Source organism: Pseudomonas sp. B19125, from assembly GCF_044218855.1.
Lineage (GTDB): Bacteria > Pseudomonadota > Gammaproteobacteria > Pseudomonadales > Pseudomonadaceae > Aquipseudomonas > Aquipseudomonas edaphica.
Window position 1 is genome coordinate 1,211,890 of the sequence record NZ_CP162589.1, and the last position, 16,846, is coordinate 1,228,735.

Genomic DNA, 16,846 nt, shown 5'->3' on the forward strand with positions numbered 1-16,846 from the left:
AGAATAAAGGAATAGTATGGCCCGTATAGAGAACCACAAATACAGTATCGAGGAAGCCTTCCGGGAGTGCTTCTACATTGTCCCAGACTACCAGCGTGAATATGTCTGGACGGACAAGGAAGTGCACCAGCTTCTTGAAGATATCAACGAGCAGATCGATGCGGGTTCGACGCGGGAATACTTCATCGGAACGGTCCTGGTTTCGCCGACTGATCAGAAAAATCACTACGAGGTGATCGACGGCCAGCAGCGTTTGACCACATTCTTCTTGCTGCTCTGTGCCCTGAAGCATGTGTTTCAGGGTGAGCCTCAGCGACAGACGGTCAGTGGTTTGATCTCTACCAGCTACACCGACAGCGACGGCGAGACGAGAACCAGTTTGAAGCTAGAGCCACGCTACGAAAATGCTGGTGAAGTTATGGCAAAACTGGTGGAGCTCGACACCGACCCGCAGGCTGTCCGTACTGGCATCCAAGCTGCTGGCATCGCCAGTTTTGGCTCGCTGGAAAATCTCATCAATGCATACGGAACGCTCTACCGGTATTTGATGGACAACTATGATGGCGCTATTAAGCTGAAGAAGTATTGGGGGTACCTAGCCAACAACGTGGTGTTTATCCAGATATCGACGGACGTGAGCAGTGCGCTGAAGATTTTCGAGACCATCAACGAACGTGGCGTTGGCCTGAACCCGATGGATTTGCTAAAGAACCTGCTGTTCACGCAGGTTAAACAGACTCAGTTCACTCAACTAAAAGACGAGTGGAAGAAGATCACCAAGCCGCTGGAAAAAGGAAAAGAGAAGCCACTGCGGTTCCTGCGCTATTTCTTGATGGCCAACTATGTCATCAAGAACGACCGTGGCGATGCTGTGGTACGGGAGGATGAGATCTACGACTGGTTCGTGGCCAAGGACAACGCTGCGTTGTGCGACTATGCCAACAAGCCTTTCGAGTTCGTACGCAAAGTTATTCGGAGCGTCGAACACTACCTGGCGTTCGCGAATGGGCTGGGCAACGACGGCAAGCCTAGTCTTATGATGGACAGCCTCAAACGGCTGGCAGGTGGTGCGTTCAGCTTGCACTACGTATTACTGCTGGCGGCGGCTGCCTTGCCAAAGCAGCTGTTCGAGCACTTTATCACTCAGCTAGAAAGTTTCCTGTTCTATTACATCTTCACCAAGACGCCGACCAAGGATCTAGAGCGGAGTTTCTCGTTGTGGGCGGACGAGTTGAGGACGATTGCGGGAGTTGTCGATCCGGCCAAGCAGCGAGTAGCGCTTAACGCGTTCGTAGCTGACCGCTTTGAGAACAATATGGCAGCAAAATCGCAGGAACTGTCCGATGCGCTGAAGCGCTTCTCTATGTACACGATGCAGCAATACCGGACGCGCTATCTGCTGGCTCGGTTGACCCAGCATGTCGACATGGCTTTCAGCGGTATCAAAACACCCGGCAGCCTGGAACCGTACACTAGACTCGAAATCGAGCACATTTTGCCGGGTACTCCAACCGCAGAGCTGCGGGAAAAATGGGCTACGGAAAACCCGAATGCTGTCTATGAGGACTATAAGAACCGGCTGGGCAATTTGGCCCTGCTGGAGAAGCCAATCAATATCGTGGCCGGGAATGACTTCTACACGGCGAAGCAGGCTGAGTATCGCAAGAGCAGCAATTATCTTACGCGAAGTCTGGTCGAGCTTACGAATGTCGGACAGAACACGTCCATCTCCAGGATCAATGAGAAATTGCAGGCGTTCCCCGCATGGGATGTAGCATCGATCGAGGCGCGGCACGGAATGCTCATGGCGTTGGCTCGAGATGTTTGGAAAACGGCTCCTATGGAGGTCTGATTAGGGAGTGCAATCACGGCGTGGAGTCCAAATACACATCGCGCCGATGAGCGCCGATTGCAAATTTGTCGGTGTGCGACTCGCGCAGCAATAAGTCCGAGTGATACTCGAGTAGAAGTCTTCCCAGGCGACAAAAGAAAGAAAAGAAAAAAAGCCAAAGCAGACAGAGCTCCCCAAAGGCTCTGTCTGCTTTATGCCGTTGACCTAATTCTGGGAGGCACGTGAGCACCCAGTGAAAGATAAGGCAGGCAATGCCTACTGCGATCAATATCGGCGGGAATCGCAAGAACACGATTATAGTCAGCGCTGGGGCTGAAGCGCTTACTTACTAGTACGCCGCTGAATGCGAGAAGTGTGTTCAGGAAACTATAAATGCCATGAGAAACTCCTTGAATTAAGGTGATTTTGTTTTCGGTCGGAGTCGTAGTTGCTACTTGGTAGATAAGCATGCCAAGTGTAAGACGTCCTTACAGATGTCCTCGTTCTGCTAGTGATACGCAGCCTTTATAACCAACTATCACATGATCCAAAATTCGAGTGCCAACCATGTTGAGGGCGTTTTTAAGCGGCGTGGTCAATGTGCGATCGGTCTGGCTGGGCTCTGGGTAGCTGGAGGGATTGTTATGTACCAGGATCACAGCCGCAGCGTTGTGTTCTAGTGCTATCTTAACCACTTCCCGTGGATGCACGCTGGCACTTTCCAGAGTGCCTCTGTAAAGCTCTCTGAAACCGATAACCCGGTGCTCGATATCGAGTAGTAACAAAGCAAAGACTTCGTAATCATGGAATTGCAGCAGCGTTTCTAGGTGGCTGAACACGAGCCTACGCTCGGTCAACGCCCGTCCTTTAGACAGACGATACATCCCGAGTTGTTGAGCCATCTGCAGGATGTCGGCTTCGGTGATCGGCGATTCCATGACATGGGTGTTGGGCGTTTCACCGACTTTGAGCTTGGGATATTTCATGCTGGTATTCCTATCCGAACGCGTAGAAGCACTGGAGGATGGGTGGCACAATTACTAGATGGGCGGGCGGGATTAAATGATTCCGAGCACCCTGCAGGCGAGAGCGCTCGGTAGTGATTTGGCTCGATGGTTCACGCAACGAGTTGTAAGGCTGCATCGAGTGCCTTCTGTTTGATAACTGCGCCTTGACCAAACCATGCCGAATCCATTCGATACTCAGAGCTCCTTGCGCGTCTTTCATGATCCACGTATTCAGTCACGGCGTTCAGCAAGCCCCATGCTGTTCCTCGAGCTGACGCCATATCAGATCCTCGACCTTTACCTTCGTATAGGCTTTGTACCTTCTCCATAGCTCGTTTGTTGGGCAGTACATTGGGAAAGGGGTCATGCGCGCTGGTGTCGCACAGCACCTCCATGAAGAAGCTTATGGCCTCAGTCCACTGAACCTTGCGTTCCGCGAGGGCTCGCATCTGATACATGAATTCGTCCCACTGCGAGACGGCGATACCTAGTTGTTTTTTTACTGCATGCGAATCAAAGCGCGTTCTGTGTGGAACCTTGATTGCGTGGGGGGCTTCGTTCAGTGAGATGGTCAGGGTGTTGTTGCACACCACGCGCACAGTAGTCGGAGTTGCGGTGGTGGCCAGTGTGCCGTCACAGGAGGTGGCTAACAGCAGATAGCCATTGACCTGATCGTTACCTTTCAAGGCAGTACCTTGCCCGGTACGGGCGAGAGCCCAGAACTTGCGACCGCCTTTAAGCACTCCAGCGGTTTCCAGCTCGTAACCGGAGACCTCGGTGAGATCCCGGTAGAACTCCAGCACCTCACGCGGCTGCACCACTTGATAGCGATTAGATACCACCGATAACGGTGCTTTGGTGTCGGAGCGGTACAGCACCTTCTGTTCCGGAAAGGAGTGGATCGAGCCCAGGGTGCCGATAGTGTCTGATTTGAAATGTACTGGGCTGTCCTGGATTTGCCAGTTCATGCCGGCTTCACGTTGCCAGACTTCGAGCGGTTGTTTTTGCGTCAGGCGGTTGCCCAGACCATGCCAAGGGGTAGTGCCAACGTAGGCCATTTGTTCGACAAGATGAGCCATGGGAATAATTCCTTTTCATAGACGCACGACGAGACCGCTGAGCGTTCAGCAGGGATCAGTCGGCGTGCGGGATGGTATTGGATAGGGGTAGTGATGGATCAGCTGGGGCCAGCAGTTGCGTTTAGTGGGAGATGTGCAGCTCAAGCGGAATGACGGCTGCTAAATGACAGTCCACAGTTGAGACAACCGTAGTTGTCCAAAACCCGCTCATCGAAGACTTCGCCGAGTTTGGCGCCCGCGATGCAGCCGGTCGCCGCTCCGGCTAATCCGCCGAGAATGGTCCCGGCCATACTGCCAGCAACGACACCTGCGGGACCGGCTACGACGCCGATGGCAGCGCCAAGCTCGGCACCGCCCAGAGCGGCTGTGACACCTTGGGCGGTGCCACCGACGGTGCCGATAAGGGCGCCGACTTTCCTGGCGAAATCCTTGGTGATGACAGCGCTGGAGTGACAGCGTGGGCATTGAGTGGTCATGTGCAGGGTTCCTGTCGAGAGTCGCGATGAAGGCATTACACGGGCATAGAGCTCATCAAGCAGGTCGCCTAGGCGATCCGCTTGAATGTTGAGCTGTCGAGTGTTGAGGGATGCTTGATGCACAGAGGTACAGGGTTGTGATGTATGACTGAAACTTTGTTGAATGGGTATTTTGATGAATTTTCAATCTCGGTTATGGCTCGAATTATGCTTGTGAGTGACGCTCTGGAATCTGTTCGGATCTTGCAGGACTGGCTCAGATCGGGTCGGACAAGATGAGGGAAAGACATTTTCTGCTGGTAATTGACATAAGAACTAAGTCGCTTGTCTGAGAACTAACTCTAGGACGGGCCAATGCGCGCACGCATGCACGTGCCTCCACACGCACGCACGCGCGAGGTAAACAGCAGTGGGCCCCCTTCTGGTGTGTTGACGCGTTTCTGTAAAACTTCTACGAAAGCACAGGTAATTTTCTGGGCGAGGGAATCCCTTTAGAGTAGTCCCGTCGCGTACCAACGTAGTCTGGAGCTTACGAAATGGCAGAAATCAGCACTACCCATCCCCGAGTTCTACGCCTCAAGCAGGTGCTCGATCGTGTGGGTTTGTCGCGTTCAACGATTTATGACCGGATGAACCCTGCGTCACCGCGCTACGACGACTCATTCCCCAAACCGATGAAAATTGGTAGTTCAGCGGTAGGCTGGTTGGAATCGAGCATTAACAAGTGGATTGAATCACTGGTTGATAATACTTTGAGAGGGAAGTGAGCTTAGAAGAAAAATTCAGGATAAGCCCGTCTAGAGGTAAGTTCTTCGCGTACTAACTTAAGAAAATGGTTGGGTTTGTTATGGCTCAATCTAGGCGGTGTGTTGAGTTTTATTTGTGGTATCTCTGGTCTGAAGCGGGTGTGTAGATATTGGTTTATATGTTATTAGATAATAACTAGAGGATATTGAGTGGTTGTAGTTGTTTGGTGGTGTGTAAGGTGTTGAGTGATCAGTCTGGATGGCAGGTCGTAAATGTGATTAAAGTTTTATATTGATTATGGGTGTGGTGGGGCTATGAGTTTTAATGAGTTGGAGTTTATCGATGCTTATAAGGAAAAGGCCATTGAGGAATTTTATGATCCAATAAAGGAGACGGGGTTCTCGTGTTTTAGTGGGGACGGTATGCTGTTTGATTCTGTTAGTAGGATCATGAGGGCTGTAAGCGTGATGGAGAAGGCGACAGGAGATATATTTAGTTTGCCGTCGCTCAAGCATCGAGGTGAGATGGTGTTAAGTAAGGAAGAAAAGAGTATTGTATTGGCGGTTACAATTAACTATGTTGAGCTTGAAAGAGGAATGGTCCTCTTCAAGGTGAATCCTTACGTTAGTGTCTTTTATGAGTGCTATAGAAAAATAAATCCTACAAGTCCATACAGGTTGGAGAAGTCAGAGTTGCCTGAATGTTTTCATGGGCTAAATCGGTTTGTTGATGCGGTGAGAGAGTGTGTTTCTGGCGGGGCATTCAAGCGGGAAATGTCCGCGCATTTGCGGGCAGCTAATAAGAACTATTCGGGTCTGTTGAGTTACATAGATTCTTTGTTTGCGCGTTATTCTAGACTGTTGGTTTTAAGAGTTGATTTCTCATACGGAAAGGGGAAGCTTGAAGTTGAAGATTATAGCCGGTCGAGTGATAGGTTGGACGCTCTAGGTATTGTTACGAAGCAAATTGTTCAGCATCGAATAGAGCTTATCGACTATCTGAAAAATAAGTGCCCTGATCTGGGGGTGGTGGGATACGTATGGAAACTTGAGTACGGTAAGGAGAAAGGCCATCATTACCACATGATGTTCTTTTTAGATGGGGCGAAGGTGCGGCAGGATATTGTCATTGCAAAGCTGATAGGTGAGTACTGGAATAATGTGATTACTCAGGGGAAGGGCGTTTATTATAACTGCAATGGAAACAAAGCTAGGTACAGGCACTGCGGTGTGGGGATGATTCACTACAGTGAGGCGGAAAAGCTGAGAAGTCTTAAAGAGATGGCGGCAATCTATCTTACGAAAGCGGATCGATATGTAAGTGCTTGCATGCCTGGGAACAATAGAACATTTGGTAAAGGGAACTCGCCAAAGGTGGGCGAGCGAACAGTGGGAAGGCCGCGAGAGTATTAATATCAATCAGTCAAGCTATTAAGAGCTGGAAAATGGGCGATCTTAACGGCAGCGGAAACGATAGGATCATTTTTTATCCAGCGTCTCAATGTTTTTTCGATGCTGGTCAGGGCAGGACGCCTTATGTTGTTTTTCGTTATGTGTTTTTTTATCTCGGGTAATATTGCTTTATATGCGTCTAGCTCTTGGCTCCAGCCTTCTTGCGGAGCTAGTGTGTTAAGAAGCTCGCAAGCTTTTTGTTTAATGGCGAAGTAGTGCTCGTTACGAGCAATGCCTCCTTCTGCGGCGACTTCTGAGCGTGTTTTTATTTTTTCATTGAAGAATCGTTGATCGCCTAGGTAAAGTGTGTATAAGCCGCCGAATAATATTTTTATTGCTGTATTGGCTCCTAAAATTTGGTGGTTTGCTATTGCGAGAGATATGCACGAATAAGCATTTTTTATATGTTGGAAGGCAGCGATTTTTTCTTTTCCTAAAAATCTGGTTAGTTTGTTTTTGAGTTTTTCCTTGTCTTCCTTGCAGTGTGGGGGTGTCTCTATATACTCTTTTAATATTTTATCAAGATTGATTTTGTTTTCGTGTGAGAGAGTTATGCGAAGCAGCATGTATCGTTTGATTACTAATTCAAGCACCTCATTTGCTGCATTCTCTATGTTGAGACGGATTAAGTGCTTGTATTCGGGATAGTCCTCTAGGATTGGTAGGAAAGGTTTTTCTGTAGAGGTGGATTGTTCGATGATCAGCTCTAGTTGGGATTTAGGGGTTGCAACCCAATTATCGAAATCTAGAGAGATGTTTATGGTGGTGTGATTGGGTGCTTCGATGTCATTAGTTGTTCGTGTGGTGAATTTTATTTTGTTACGTTGAATCTGCAAGATTTCGTCGTCCTTGAGTGGTCGTTGAGGCAGCTCCTTCGAAGGAGCTGCTTTTCTTTTTAAACTGGATTAGTGGTTCTTACATTATCAACCGTCGGCTTGCAGATAAAGTCAGCCCAATCTTTCATGAGCGCGCGTCGCTTGTCGAGGAAATCGGAGCGAGAGTAAGCTCCCTCAGTTTGGTCGCGTTCGTCATGTGCGAGTGCCATTTCACAAACTTCTCGTGGGTAGTGAGTGCTCTCACCCGCCCAGTCACGAAATGAAGAGCGAAAACCGTGTCGAGTGATGTGTTCGTACTCCATGCTGTGCAGAAGCGTGCGTATGGCATTTGTATGCATCACTCCTGACTTACCCTGGCCTGGGAACAGATAGGGGCTTCCTTCAGTTCGTGGAATGCTTCGCATCAGCTTTATCACCTCCTCGGCAAGAGGGACGACAAATGCCACACGCATTTTCATGCGCTCGTCCGGAAGAGACCAAGTGCAAGCTTCCAAATCAAACTCATCCCAACGAGCGAACCTGACCATGTGGGCGCGTGCGCTGGTCATGATCAGCAGTTGAGCGGCCCAAGACGGAGGTGTGGAGTTTGCCCTGAGCTTTATCATCAGCTCCGGCACATCCTGCCAACGCAAAGCTTCAAAGTGCTCACGCTTCCGAGCCTTCTTCTTTTCAGCACGGCTCAACAGATTGTCTAAATGGCCGCGCCAGCGAGCAGGGTTCTCACCTTGTCGTAGATTGCGTGCCTTGGCGGCATCCAGAACCTGCTCAATTTGCCCACGCACCTCGTCAGCGGTTCTGGTCTTGGTGGCCCAGATGGGTTGCAACACCTTAAGCACTTCGGGAGTGCCGATGTCTTCGGCGGACAGCTTGCCTATGTGATCAAACGCATACAGTTCTAGTTTTCGCAGCCAGCCTTTACGCCATTTCTCCGACCACGCCGCGCCGTGAGCATCACGGTATTCCGTTGCGAGCATCTCGAACTTCAACTGCTTGGCTTCGCTTGCACGTTGGGCTTCCCGTTGAGCTGCGCGCTCTATGTCTCTGGCTGCAAGGGGATCAATGCCATCGCTCAATTGGGTGCGTTTGGTGCTGGCATCTTGTCTGGCTTTCTTAAGGCTGACTTCAGGAAAGGAGCCCAAGCCCATCTCTCTGCGGCGGCCTGCCAGTTGGAAGCGAAGTAGCCAGGATTTGCGCCCGGTAGGTTTGACGACCAAGCGAAGCCCGTCACCATCTTCGTAGGTGCCAGGTTCGGTCAGGTTTTCGACTTGTTTCGGATTCAGCTTACCCATTGAATATCCCCTGTCGTCCCTTTTGTCCCCCCACTTGTCCCCCCACTTGTCCCCCCACTTCGTCGTCGGATGAGGTCAAATGGCGTTGAACGCCATTGGACAGGGACGAGCCTGAAACGCCCGTGATAGCTAAGCTATCGGCAGGATTCTCGGATGGGATAGGATTATTTCGGACAATTAAAAAGCCGGCTTGTGGCCGGCTTCTCGGGGACTGCCTCAGCTTGTTTTTGACAAACCTCACCAGCCTTCAAATCGCTCAGCCCACATCACGTCGGGCTGAATAGTAGGGGCATCTGCGGGAACTCCTCCGCATCGCCAGGCAGAATAGATAGCGCAAAGCCACCCCCTGCCAAATGTGGGCGGCATGATACCCATATTCACCTCATATGCCTACCTCCGGGTCCGATTTAGAGCCTTCCCAGCCCAGCAGGTGTTCGTCCAGCGGCACCGGCCTGCGGTTGTTGAGGGTGGACCACCAGAACACCCAGCCGACGATCCCGAAGTTCTGTTCAAAGCGTTGTTCGTGGGTGAGGTATTCGTCCGGGTGTTCGCTTGCGTTGTGGCTGCGCATGCGCAGGCCGCCGCCGGGGCGGTTGTAGAGGTATTTGATGCGGAGCATGCCGTCGTGTTCGACGGCGTAGATTTCGCCGTCGGTGATTTGGCTGCGGCCGCGGTCGATGGCGAGGGTGGCGCCTTGTTGGATGATGTCGGTCATGCTGTTGTCGACCATGTAGGCGCCTACCGCGCGGTCGGGGTGTACGTTGAGGGTTTTGAGGGTGTGCAGGGAGACGCGGATGCGTTCGCTTGAGGTGAATGTGGGGTGGAGGGCGATCTCCACGTCGATTTTTTCTGGGAGACGGGCGGGGCCCGTGAGGTACTTGCCGCTGTCTTCGCGGGTGGCGATGCCCTTGCTTGGGTCCGGGCCTTCCAGCAGGAAGTTGGCCGGTGGGTGTTTGAGGCCTTCGCCGGTGCGCAGCCAACGGCTGGAGACGCAGAGCAGTTCTGCGATCTCGTTGAGTCGGCCCATGGGCACGCCGCGCTTGAACCAGTTGTTCACGTGTTGAGGCGTGACACCACGGTTCTTGGCGAAGTCGGAGGCGGAAAGATGAACTTCCCGCAGTAACGCTTTTAGTCGATCACCTGATGTATTCATAAACGCAGAGTTTACTGGCCGGAAAAATACATCAAATAAACTATGCGTTGAGTTTCGCGTGTAGGGATTTGCTTAATTGTAGTCTGATATGTCAGTTATCTAATCTTATTAAACGTTGCGAATTAAACATTGAACTTGGCGTTTAATTTTTCCCACAAAAAAGCCCCGAATCGTCGGGGCTTTTTTGATTGCCGGGGCAATGAGGAGCGGGTATCAGCCTTTGTAGGCAGCGACCGACTTCATGATCTCGGCGCGGGCGGCGTCTGCGTTGCCCCAACCGTCGATCTTCACCCATTTGCCTTTTTCGAGGTCTTTGTAGTTCTCGAAGAAGTGCTTGATCTGTTCCAGCAGCAGTGGCGGCAGGTCGGTGTATTCCTTCACGTCCACGTACAGCTGGGACAGCTTGTCGTGTGGCACCGCGATAACTTTGGCATCACCACCGCCGTCGTCGGTCATGTTCAGGATGCCGACTGGGCGCGCGCGAATCACCGAGCCTGGGGTAACCGGGTAAGGGGTTACTACCAGCACGTCGAGGGGATCACCGTCATCAGCCAGGGTGTTAGGGATAAAACCGTAGTTGGCCGGGTAGAACATCGGGGTGGCCATGAAACGGTCAACGAACAGGCAGTCGCTGTCTTTGTCGATTTCGTATTTGATCGGCGCGTGGTTGGCCGGAATTTCGATGGCGACGTAGATGTCGTTCGGCAGGTCTTTGCCAGCCGGAATCTTGCTGTAGCTCATTGGGCGGTGCCCCCGTAGTTGGCCATGAAACATGGCCGGATTGGCCTAAAAGTGGCGGCGATTATAGGCATATTCTGACGCCGATGCCATGCGTCAGACGTCGTGTGGCGCCAGCGGTTCAGTCTGGTAGCGGGCATCGCCGGTTTGCAGTTGGTGCAGGCGGGCCAGCGGGTCCTGGCGATAGAAGCGGCTCAGTTGCGCGTACACCTGGGGGTAAGTGCCGACCAGTAAATCCGGGGCACTGAAGAAATACTCACTGGTGACGGCAAAGAACTCCGCCGGGTTTTCGGCGGCGTAGGGGTCGATGTCGGTCTCGGCGTCCGGGTTGGCATCCAGTTGGCGGTTGAGGTTGTCAAAGGCGCTTTGCATCACGCTGGCCCATTCCTGCACGCGCATGTCGTGGTGCAGCGGCGGCAGGCCGTTGGCGTCGCCGTTGAGCATGTCCAGCTTGTGCGCCAGCTCGTGGATCACCAGGTTGTAGCCTTCCCACTGGCCGCTGGCCAGTACGCCGGGCCAGGCGAGGATCACCGGGCCTTGCTGCCAGGCTTCGCCGCTGTGCTCACCGTCCCACTCGTGCTCGACGCCGCTGGCATCGCGATGGCGCTGGGGGCTGAGGAAGTCGTCGGGGTACAGCACGATTTCGTGAAAGCCCTGATACCAGTCGAGGTCGCCCAGGTTCATCAACGGCAATTGTGCCTGGGCGGCGAGCAGCAGGCGCTGTTCCTGATGCAGCTCGACGCCGGGCAGGGCGGTGAGGTGCTTTTCATTCAGGAACACCACGCAGGCTTCGCGCAGCCACTGGTCCTGCTCGGCGCTGATGCCGTCGAGGAAGGTCAGGTGGTGGCGCACCCGCTGCCAGGTGTCATCGGCAATCGGGTGCTTGGCCAGCAGGCGCCGGCGACGCCAGGCGCTGAGGGACCACATCGCGGGTTACTGCGGCTTGGCTTCGGAACTGCGGCCGAAACGGCTGCGGACCACGCCGATGATCATTGGCACCAGCGACAGCAGGATGATGAACACCACCAGCAGCGAGAGGTTCTTTTTGATAAACGGCACGTTGCCGAAGAAGTAACCCAGGGTGACCAGGCCGCCAACCCACAGGACGGTGCCGAACACGCTGAACCCAAAGAAGCGCGGGTAAGGCATTTTGGCGATACCGGCCACGAATGGCGCAAAGGTGCGCAGGATCGGCAGGAAGCGCGCCAGGGTCACGGTTTTACCGCCGTGCTTGTCGTAGAAGTCGTGGGTTTTTTGCAGGTAGTCGCGGCGGAAGATTTTCGAATTCGGGTTGCTGAACAAGCGTTCCCCGGCCGTTCGTCCGATCACGTAGTTGGTACTGTCGCCGAGGATGGCTGCCAGCATTAGCAGGCCGCCCAGCAGGACCGGGTCCATGCCGCCGCCTGCGGCGACGGCGCCGGCGATAAACAGCAAGGAGTCACCGGGCAGGAAGGGCATGACCACCAAACCGGTTTCGCAAAAGATAACCAGGAACAGAATGGCGTATATCCACACTCCGTAGTTTCTTACCAGCATGTCGAGGTACACGTCGAGATGCAGAATAAGGTCGAGCGGGTTGAAATCCATGGATGGCACCTGTGTGAATGGCCCGACTCAGCGGGCCTGTGCGGAAGCTACGGGTAAGTTAGGCTACAAGGTTATGTCGCGATTCTTACAACTCTGAGAGGTCCGCATTATACGGATTAAGAGGTGAAAAGCGTGTTGGTTTTGTAGCGGGGAGTGTCGCTGGTAGCAAGGCCCCACACCGACCTAAATGTTGCTCAGATGTAAATGTGGGAGCTGGCTTGCCTGCGATAGCGGTGGGCCAGCAAATGATGCATCCGCTGATAATTCGCTTTCGCAGGCAAGCCAGCTCCCACAGTGGAGCGCTGGTGTTTTCTCAGTCCTCACTGATCGGCAGCACGTAGTTCTTGAACTCCGTATCTTCCCGAAAGCCGATCGACTCATAGGTCTTCTGCGCCACTTCATTGTCACTGCTGGTCGACACCCGCAGCCGCACGGCCTGGGTCTCCTTGGCCATCTTCTTCGCGGTGCGTATGAGGTTGTCGGCCACCAACTGCCGGCGGGCATCTTCGGCCACGTAGATGTCGTTGAGGATCCACACGCGTTTAAGCGACAGCGACGAAAAGCTCGGGTACAGCTGGCAGAATCCCAGCAACCTTTTGTCGTCATCATCCGCCAGGGCCAGGTAGATCACCGACTCCTTGCGGCGCAGGCGCTTTTCCAGAAAGGCCCGCGACGAATCCGGGAAGGGCAGCGCGCCATAAAACTCACGGTACTTGACGAACAACGGGGTCAGCAGGTCCAGGTGTTCCAGGGTCGCTTGAGTAATCCGCATGCCAGGCCTCAACTTCCAAATGGGGTATGACCACACAAGCGGCCGTGACTCGATGCTGCCTAATGACGCAAAAAAGCGCAATCGTGCAGCTATCAGTCATTGGGTGGGCTGAGCAGGAAATTGCCTTTCATCAGGTCTGGATCATCTGATTCAATGGTCTGAACCTGCGCCTCGTCCTTGAGGTTGACCCCCGACAGCTGCCGACGACACGCCTCTTTCATCAAATAAAGCAGGCGATGGGCGGCCATGCCGTAACTCAGGCCCTCCAGTCGTACGTTGGAGATGCAGTTGCGGTAGGCATCGGTGAGTCCGACCTTGGGGTTGTAGGTGAAATACAGCCCCAGGCTGTCCGGCGAGCTGAGCCCCGGTCGTTCGCCGATCAGAATCACCACCATCTTGGCCCCGAGCAATTGGCCGACTTCATCGGCCACCGCCACGCGGCCTTGCTCCACCAGAATCACTGGCGATAAAGACCAGCCTTCAGCCTGGGTCTGTTCCTCCATGCGTGTAAGAAACGGCAGCGTATGTTTATGCACCGCCAGCGCCGACAGGCCATCGGCCACCACCACGGCCAAATCCACGCCACCTGGGTTGGCGGCGGCATAGTCGCGCAGGCTCTGGGCTGACTCATCACTCAGGCGTCGGCCCAAATCCGGGCGTTGCAGGTACATGTGCCGGTCCACCGCAGCGCTGTGCAGCAACAGGCTGTCACGCCCGCGCTCGGCCATTTGGCTGCTCAGGCCCGCATGGTCGAAGGGCAGGTGTACCGCATCGCGTGCCTGGGCGTGGGCGAATTGAAAATCCAGCTGCGCGTTGGTGGGGATGCTGGTGCCGGTGCGGCCCAGGGCAATGCGCGCAGGCGTGAGGCGGCGCAGTTCCAGCCACGGGTTGTCAGGCAGGTCGAGTTGCACAGGCGGCTCCTTCATCCTAATTGCTTCAAGGCGTGGCGAAACGCCGGTGGCAGGCTGTTGCCGAAATGCACCTTGCCGTCGGCTTGGGTGAAGATGCCCATTTTCGCCAGCCACTGCTCAAACTCCGGCGCCGGCTTTAAACCCAATGTTTGCCGAGCGTACAGGGCGTCATGGAACGAGGTGGTCTGGTAGTTGAGCATGATGTCGTCGGAGCCGGGGATGCCCATGATGAAGTTGATCCCGGCCACGCCCAGCAGGGTCAGCAGCGTGTCCATATCATCCTGGTCGGCCTCGGCGTGGTTGGTGTAGCAGATATCACAGCCCATCGGCACGCCGAGCAGCTTGCCGCAGAAGTGGTCTTCGAGGCCGGCGCGGATGATCTGCTTGCCGTTGTACAGGTACTCCGGGCCGATAAAGCCTACAACCGTGTTGACCAAAAACGGCTTGAAATGCCGCGCCACGGCGTAGGCGCGGGTTTCACAGGTTTGCTGGTCGACGCCAAAGTGCGCGTTGGCCGACAAGGCACTGCCCTGGCCGGTTTCGAAGTACATCAGGTTCTGGCCCAAGGTGCCGCGATTCAGGCTCAAACCCGCTTCGTAGCCTTCTTGCAGCACGCTCAGGCTGATGCCGAAACTGGCGTTGGCCGCCTCGGTGCCGGCAATTGACTGAAACACCAGGTCCAGCGGCACGCCACGGTTGATGGCCTCGATGGAGGTGGTCACGTGGGTCAGCACGCAGGCTTGGGTGGGGATTTCGTAGCGCTGGATGATCGCGTCAAGCATCTCCAGCATGGCGCAGATCGAGGCGATGCTGTCGGTGGCCGGGTTGATGCCGATCATGGCGTCGCCGTTGCCGTAGAGCAGGCCGTCGAGAATGCTGGCGGCGATGCCCGCCGGTTCATCCGTCGGGTGGTTGGGTTGCAGGCGGGTCGACAACCGCCCGCGCAGGCCCATGGTGCCGCGAAACTGGGTGACCACGCGAATCTTCTGCGCCACCAGCACCAGGTCCTGCACACGCATGATTTTGGAGACGGCGGCGGCCATCTCCGGGGTCAGCCCGGGCGCCAAGGCACGCAGGGAATGTTCGTCGGCCGCATCGCTGAGCAACCAGTCGCGCAGGCCACCGACGGTCAGGTGGCTGACGGCGCTGAACGCCTGTTTATCGTGGGTGTCGATGATCAGCCGGGTGACTTCGTCGCTTTCGTAGGGGATCAGCACTTCTTCGAGGAAGTGTTTCAACGGGATATTGGCCAGCGCCATTTGCGCCGCGACGCGCTCGCCGTCGTTTTGCGCCGCCACACCGGCCAGGAAGTCGCCGGAACGCGCCGGGCTGGCCTTGGCCATCACGTCCTTGAGGCTGTCGAAGCGGTAGGTCTGAGTACCTACCGCGTGGGTAAAGCTTGCCATACAGTGTCTCCTTGGCGACGCGGGCTGCCCGTGAGTAAGGCGTCCGCATCGAGGTTTACGGCAGTTAGTGTAAGGCGGCCTCTGCGGCCTGGATCGCCGCGAATTCCTCTTCGGGCGTGCCTGCTACCAAGTGATGCCGGCTGTAGAAAGCAAAGTAAGCAATTAATACTCCATAGATGATCGCAGCGCCAATCACCACCCGTGGGTCCACCAGAAAGCCCGCTACCACGGCCACGCAGGCCAGTATCAGGGCGATGCCGGAAGTGAAAATGCCACCCGGCGTGCGGTACGGGCGGTCCATTTTGGGGCGGCGGATGCGCAAGGTGATGTGCGCGGCCATCATCAGTACGTAGGAAATGGTCGCGCCGAACACCGCCACCAGAATCAGCAAATCACCCTGGCCCGTCAGCGACAGGCCAAAACCGATGATGCCGGGGATTACCAACGCCAGCACCGGCGCTTTGCTTTTGTTGGTCTGCGACAGCTTGCGCGGCAGGTAGCCGGCACGGGACAAGGCAAAGATCTGCCGCGAATAGGCGTAGATAATCGAGAAAAAGCTCGCGATCAGCCCGGCCAGGCCAACCAGATTGACGAAGCTGCCCATCCAGGTCGAGCCGCCGTACGACAACGCCAGTGCTTCAACCAGCGGGTTACCCGATTTGATCAGCGCGTAGGTGCCGGCGCCGCCGGGCGCAATCACCAGAATCAACAGGGCAAAACTGGTCAGCACCACAATGGCGCCGATCAATCCGCGGGGCAGGTCGCGCTTGGGGTTCTTGGTTTCTTCGGCGGCCAGGGGCACGCCTTCGACGGCGAGGAAAAACCAGATCGCGTAGGGAATCGCCGCCCACACGCCAACATAGCCAAACGGCAGGAAGGTGCTGGCGCCCTTGGCCTCGGTCACCGGCATGTCGAGCAAGTTGGCGACGTTGAAGTGCGGCACCATCGACACCAGGAACACACCCAAGGCAATCGCAGCGACGGCGGTGATCACAAACATCAGCTTCAAGGCTTCACCCACGCCAAAGATGTGGATGCCGATAAAGATGATGTAGAACGCCAGGTAAATCATCCAGCCGCCGATGCCGAACAACGACTCGCAATAGGCGCCGATAAACACCGCGATGGCGGCGGGCGCGATGGCATATTCGATCAGGATGGCGGTGCCCGTGAGGAACCCGCCCCAAGGGCCGAAGGCGCTGCGGGCAAAGCCGTAGCCACCGCCGGCGGTAGGAATCATGGAAGACAGTTCGGCCAGGGAGAAACACATGCACAGGTACATGGTGGCCATGAGCAAGGTGGCGAGGAACATGCCGCCCCAGCCGCCCTGGGCCAGGCCGAAGTTCCAACCGGCGTAGTCGCCGGAGATCACATAGGCAACGCCAAGGCCGACCAGCAGCACCCAGCCGGCGGCGCCTTTTTTCAGTTCGCGTTGTTGGAAATAGTCGGTGCCGACTTTTTCGAAGTCGACGGAAGAGCCAGTGGGTTCGCTAGGCATGGGGAAGTACCGTCCGTTGTTATTATTGTGTGTAGCAAGCGAGATCGTTCCCACGCTCTGCGTGG

Annotated in this window: 16 protein-coding genes; 3 read left to right on the forward strand and 13 right to left on the reverse strand. The window is 55.0% G+C overall.

Annotated elements, in window-relative coordinates:
- Positions 1–16: 16 nt before the first annotated feature.
- A complete protein-coding gene (locus AB4P96_RS05500) occupies positions 17–1,852 on the forward strand; it encodes a DUF262 domain-containing protein (protein WP_395600582.1) in 1,836 nt (611 codons plus the stop codon).
- Between the two features lie 467 nt (positions 1,853–2,319).
- Here the strand turns inward: AB4P96_RS05500 and AB4P96_RS05505 are convergent, their stop codons facing one another.
- The 3 genes from AB4P96_RS05505 to AB4P96_RS05515 form a co-directional block, all read right to left on the reverse strand.
- Complete coding sequence (locus tag AB4P96_RS05505) at positions 2,320–2,817, reverse strand: JAB domain-containing protein (protein ID WP_395600583.1); 498 nt, start codon at positions 2,815–2,817, stop codon at positions 2,320–2,322.
- Between the two features lie 131 nt (positions 2,818–2,948).
- Positions 2,949–3,917 (reverse strand): DUF932 domain-containing protein, encoded by a 969-nt coding sequence (locus AB4P96_RS05510; protein ID WP_395600584.1) that lies wholly within the window; start codon positions 3,915–3,917, stop codon positions 2,949–2,951.
- A 140-nt stretch (positions 3,918–4,057) separates the two neighbouring features.
- Complete coding sequence (locus tag AB4P96_RS05515) at positions 4,058–4,393, reverse strand: hypothetical protein (protein ID WP_395600585.1); 336 nt, start codon at positions 4,391–4,393, stop codon at positions 4,058–4,060.
- A 536-nt stretch (positions 4,394–4,929) separates the two neighbouring features.
- Here AB4P96_RS05515 and AB4P96_RS05520 point away from each other — a divergent pair.
- Positions 4,930–5,160, forward strand: a complete 231-nt coding sequence (locus AB4P96_RS05520) for an AlpA family transcriptional regulator (protein WP_073452056.1) — start codon at positions 4,930–4,932, stop codon at positions 5,158–5,160.
- Positions 5,161–5,454: 294 nt separating this feature from the next.
- A complete protein-coding gene (locus AB4P96_RS05525) occupies positions 5,455–6,552 on the forward strand; it encodes an inovirus-type Gp2 protein (protein ID WP_395600586.1) in 1,098 nt (365 codons plus the stop codon).
- Between the two features lie 2 nt (positions 6,553–6,554).
- On the opposite strand, the gene AB4P96_RS05530 is transcribed toward AB4P96_RS05525, so the two are convergent.
- From AB4P96_RS05530 to eat, 10 genes are all read right to left on the reverse strand, one after another.
- Positions 6,555–7,427 (reverse strand): hypothetical protein, encoded by an 873-nt coding sequence (locus tag AB4P96_RS05530; RefSeq protein ID WP_395600587.1) that lies wholly within the window; start codon positions 7,425–7,427, stop codon positions 6,555–6,557.
- Positions 7,428–7,486: 59 nt separating this feature from the next.
- Positions 7,487–8,716, reverse strand: a complete 1,230-nt coding sequence (locus tag AB4P96_RS05535; protein ID WP_395600588.1) for a tyrosine-type recombinase/integrase — start codon at positions 8,714–8,716, stop codon at positions 7,487–7,489.
- A 382-nt stretch (positions 8,717–9,098) separates the two neighbouring features.
- Positions 9,099–9,869, reverse strand: a complete 771-nt coding sequence (locus tag AB4P96_RS05540) for a helix-turn-helix transcriptional regulator (protein WP_395600589.1) — start codon at positions 9,867–9,869, stop codon at positions 9,099–9,101.
- A gap of 213 nt (positions 9,870–10,082) precedes the next feature.
- The gene (gene ppa / locus AB4P96_RS05545; protein ID WP_003176323.1) at positions 10,083–10,610 is read right to left on the reverse strand and encodes an inorganic diphosphatase; all 528 of its coding nucleotides are present in this window, start codon (positions 10,608–10,610) and stop codon (positions 10,083–10,085) included.
- Between the two features lie 93 nt (positions 10,611–10,703).
- Positions 10,704–11,534 (reverse strand): zinc-dependent peptidase, encoded by an 831-nt coding sequence (locus AB4P96_RS05550; RefSeq protein WP_395600590.1) that lies wholly within the window; start codon positions 11,532–11,534, stop codon positions 10,704–10,706.
- A 6-nt stretch (positions 11,535–11,540) separates the two neighbouring features.
- Positions 11,541–12,194 (reverse strand): DedA family protein, encoded by a 654-nt coding sequence (locus AB4P96_RS05555; RefSeq protein WP_099547577.1) that lies wholly within the window; start codon positions 12,192–12,194, stop codon positions 11,541–11,543.
- A 313-nt stretch (positions 12,195–12,507) separates the two neighbouring features.
- Positions 12,508–12,966, reverse strand: a complete 459-nt coding sequence (locus tag AB4P96_RS05560) for an N-acetyltransferase (protein WP_099547578.1) — start codon at positions 12,964–12,966, stop codon at positions 12,508–12,510.
- A 92-nt stretch (positions 12,967–13,058) separates the two neighbouring features.
- Positions 13,059–13,892, reverse strand: coding sequence for an ethanolamine ammonia-lyase subunit EutC (gene eutC, locus AB4P96_RS05565; RefSeq protein ID WP_017136028.1), 834 nt, complete (start codon positions 13,890–13,892; stop codon positions 13,059–13,061).
- A complete protein-coding gene (locus tag AB4P96_RS05570; RefSeq protein ID WP_017136029.1) occupies positions 13,889–15,283 on the reverse strand; it encodes an ethanolamine ammonia-lyase subunit EutB in 1,395 nt (464 codons plus the stop codon). Before AB4P96_RS05570 ends, eutC begins: the two co-directional genes overlap by 4 nt.
- Positions 15,284–15,347: 64 nt before the next feature.
- Positions 15,348–16,781 (reverse strand): ethanolamine permease, encoded by a 1,434-nt coding sequence (gene eat / locus AB4P96_RS05575; RefSeq protein ID WP_017136030.1) that lies wholly within the window; start codon positions 16,779–16,781, stop codon positions 15,348–15,350.
- Positions 16,782–16,846 lie beyond the last annotated feature (65 nt).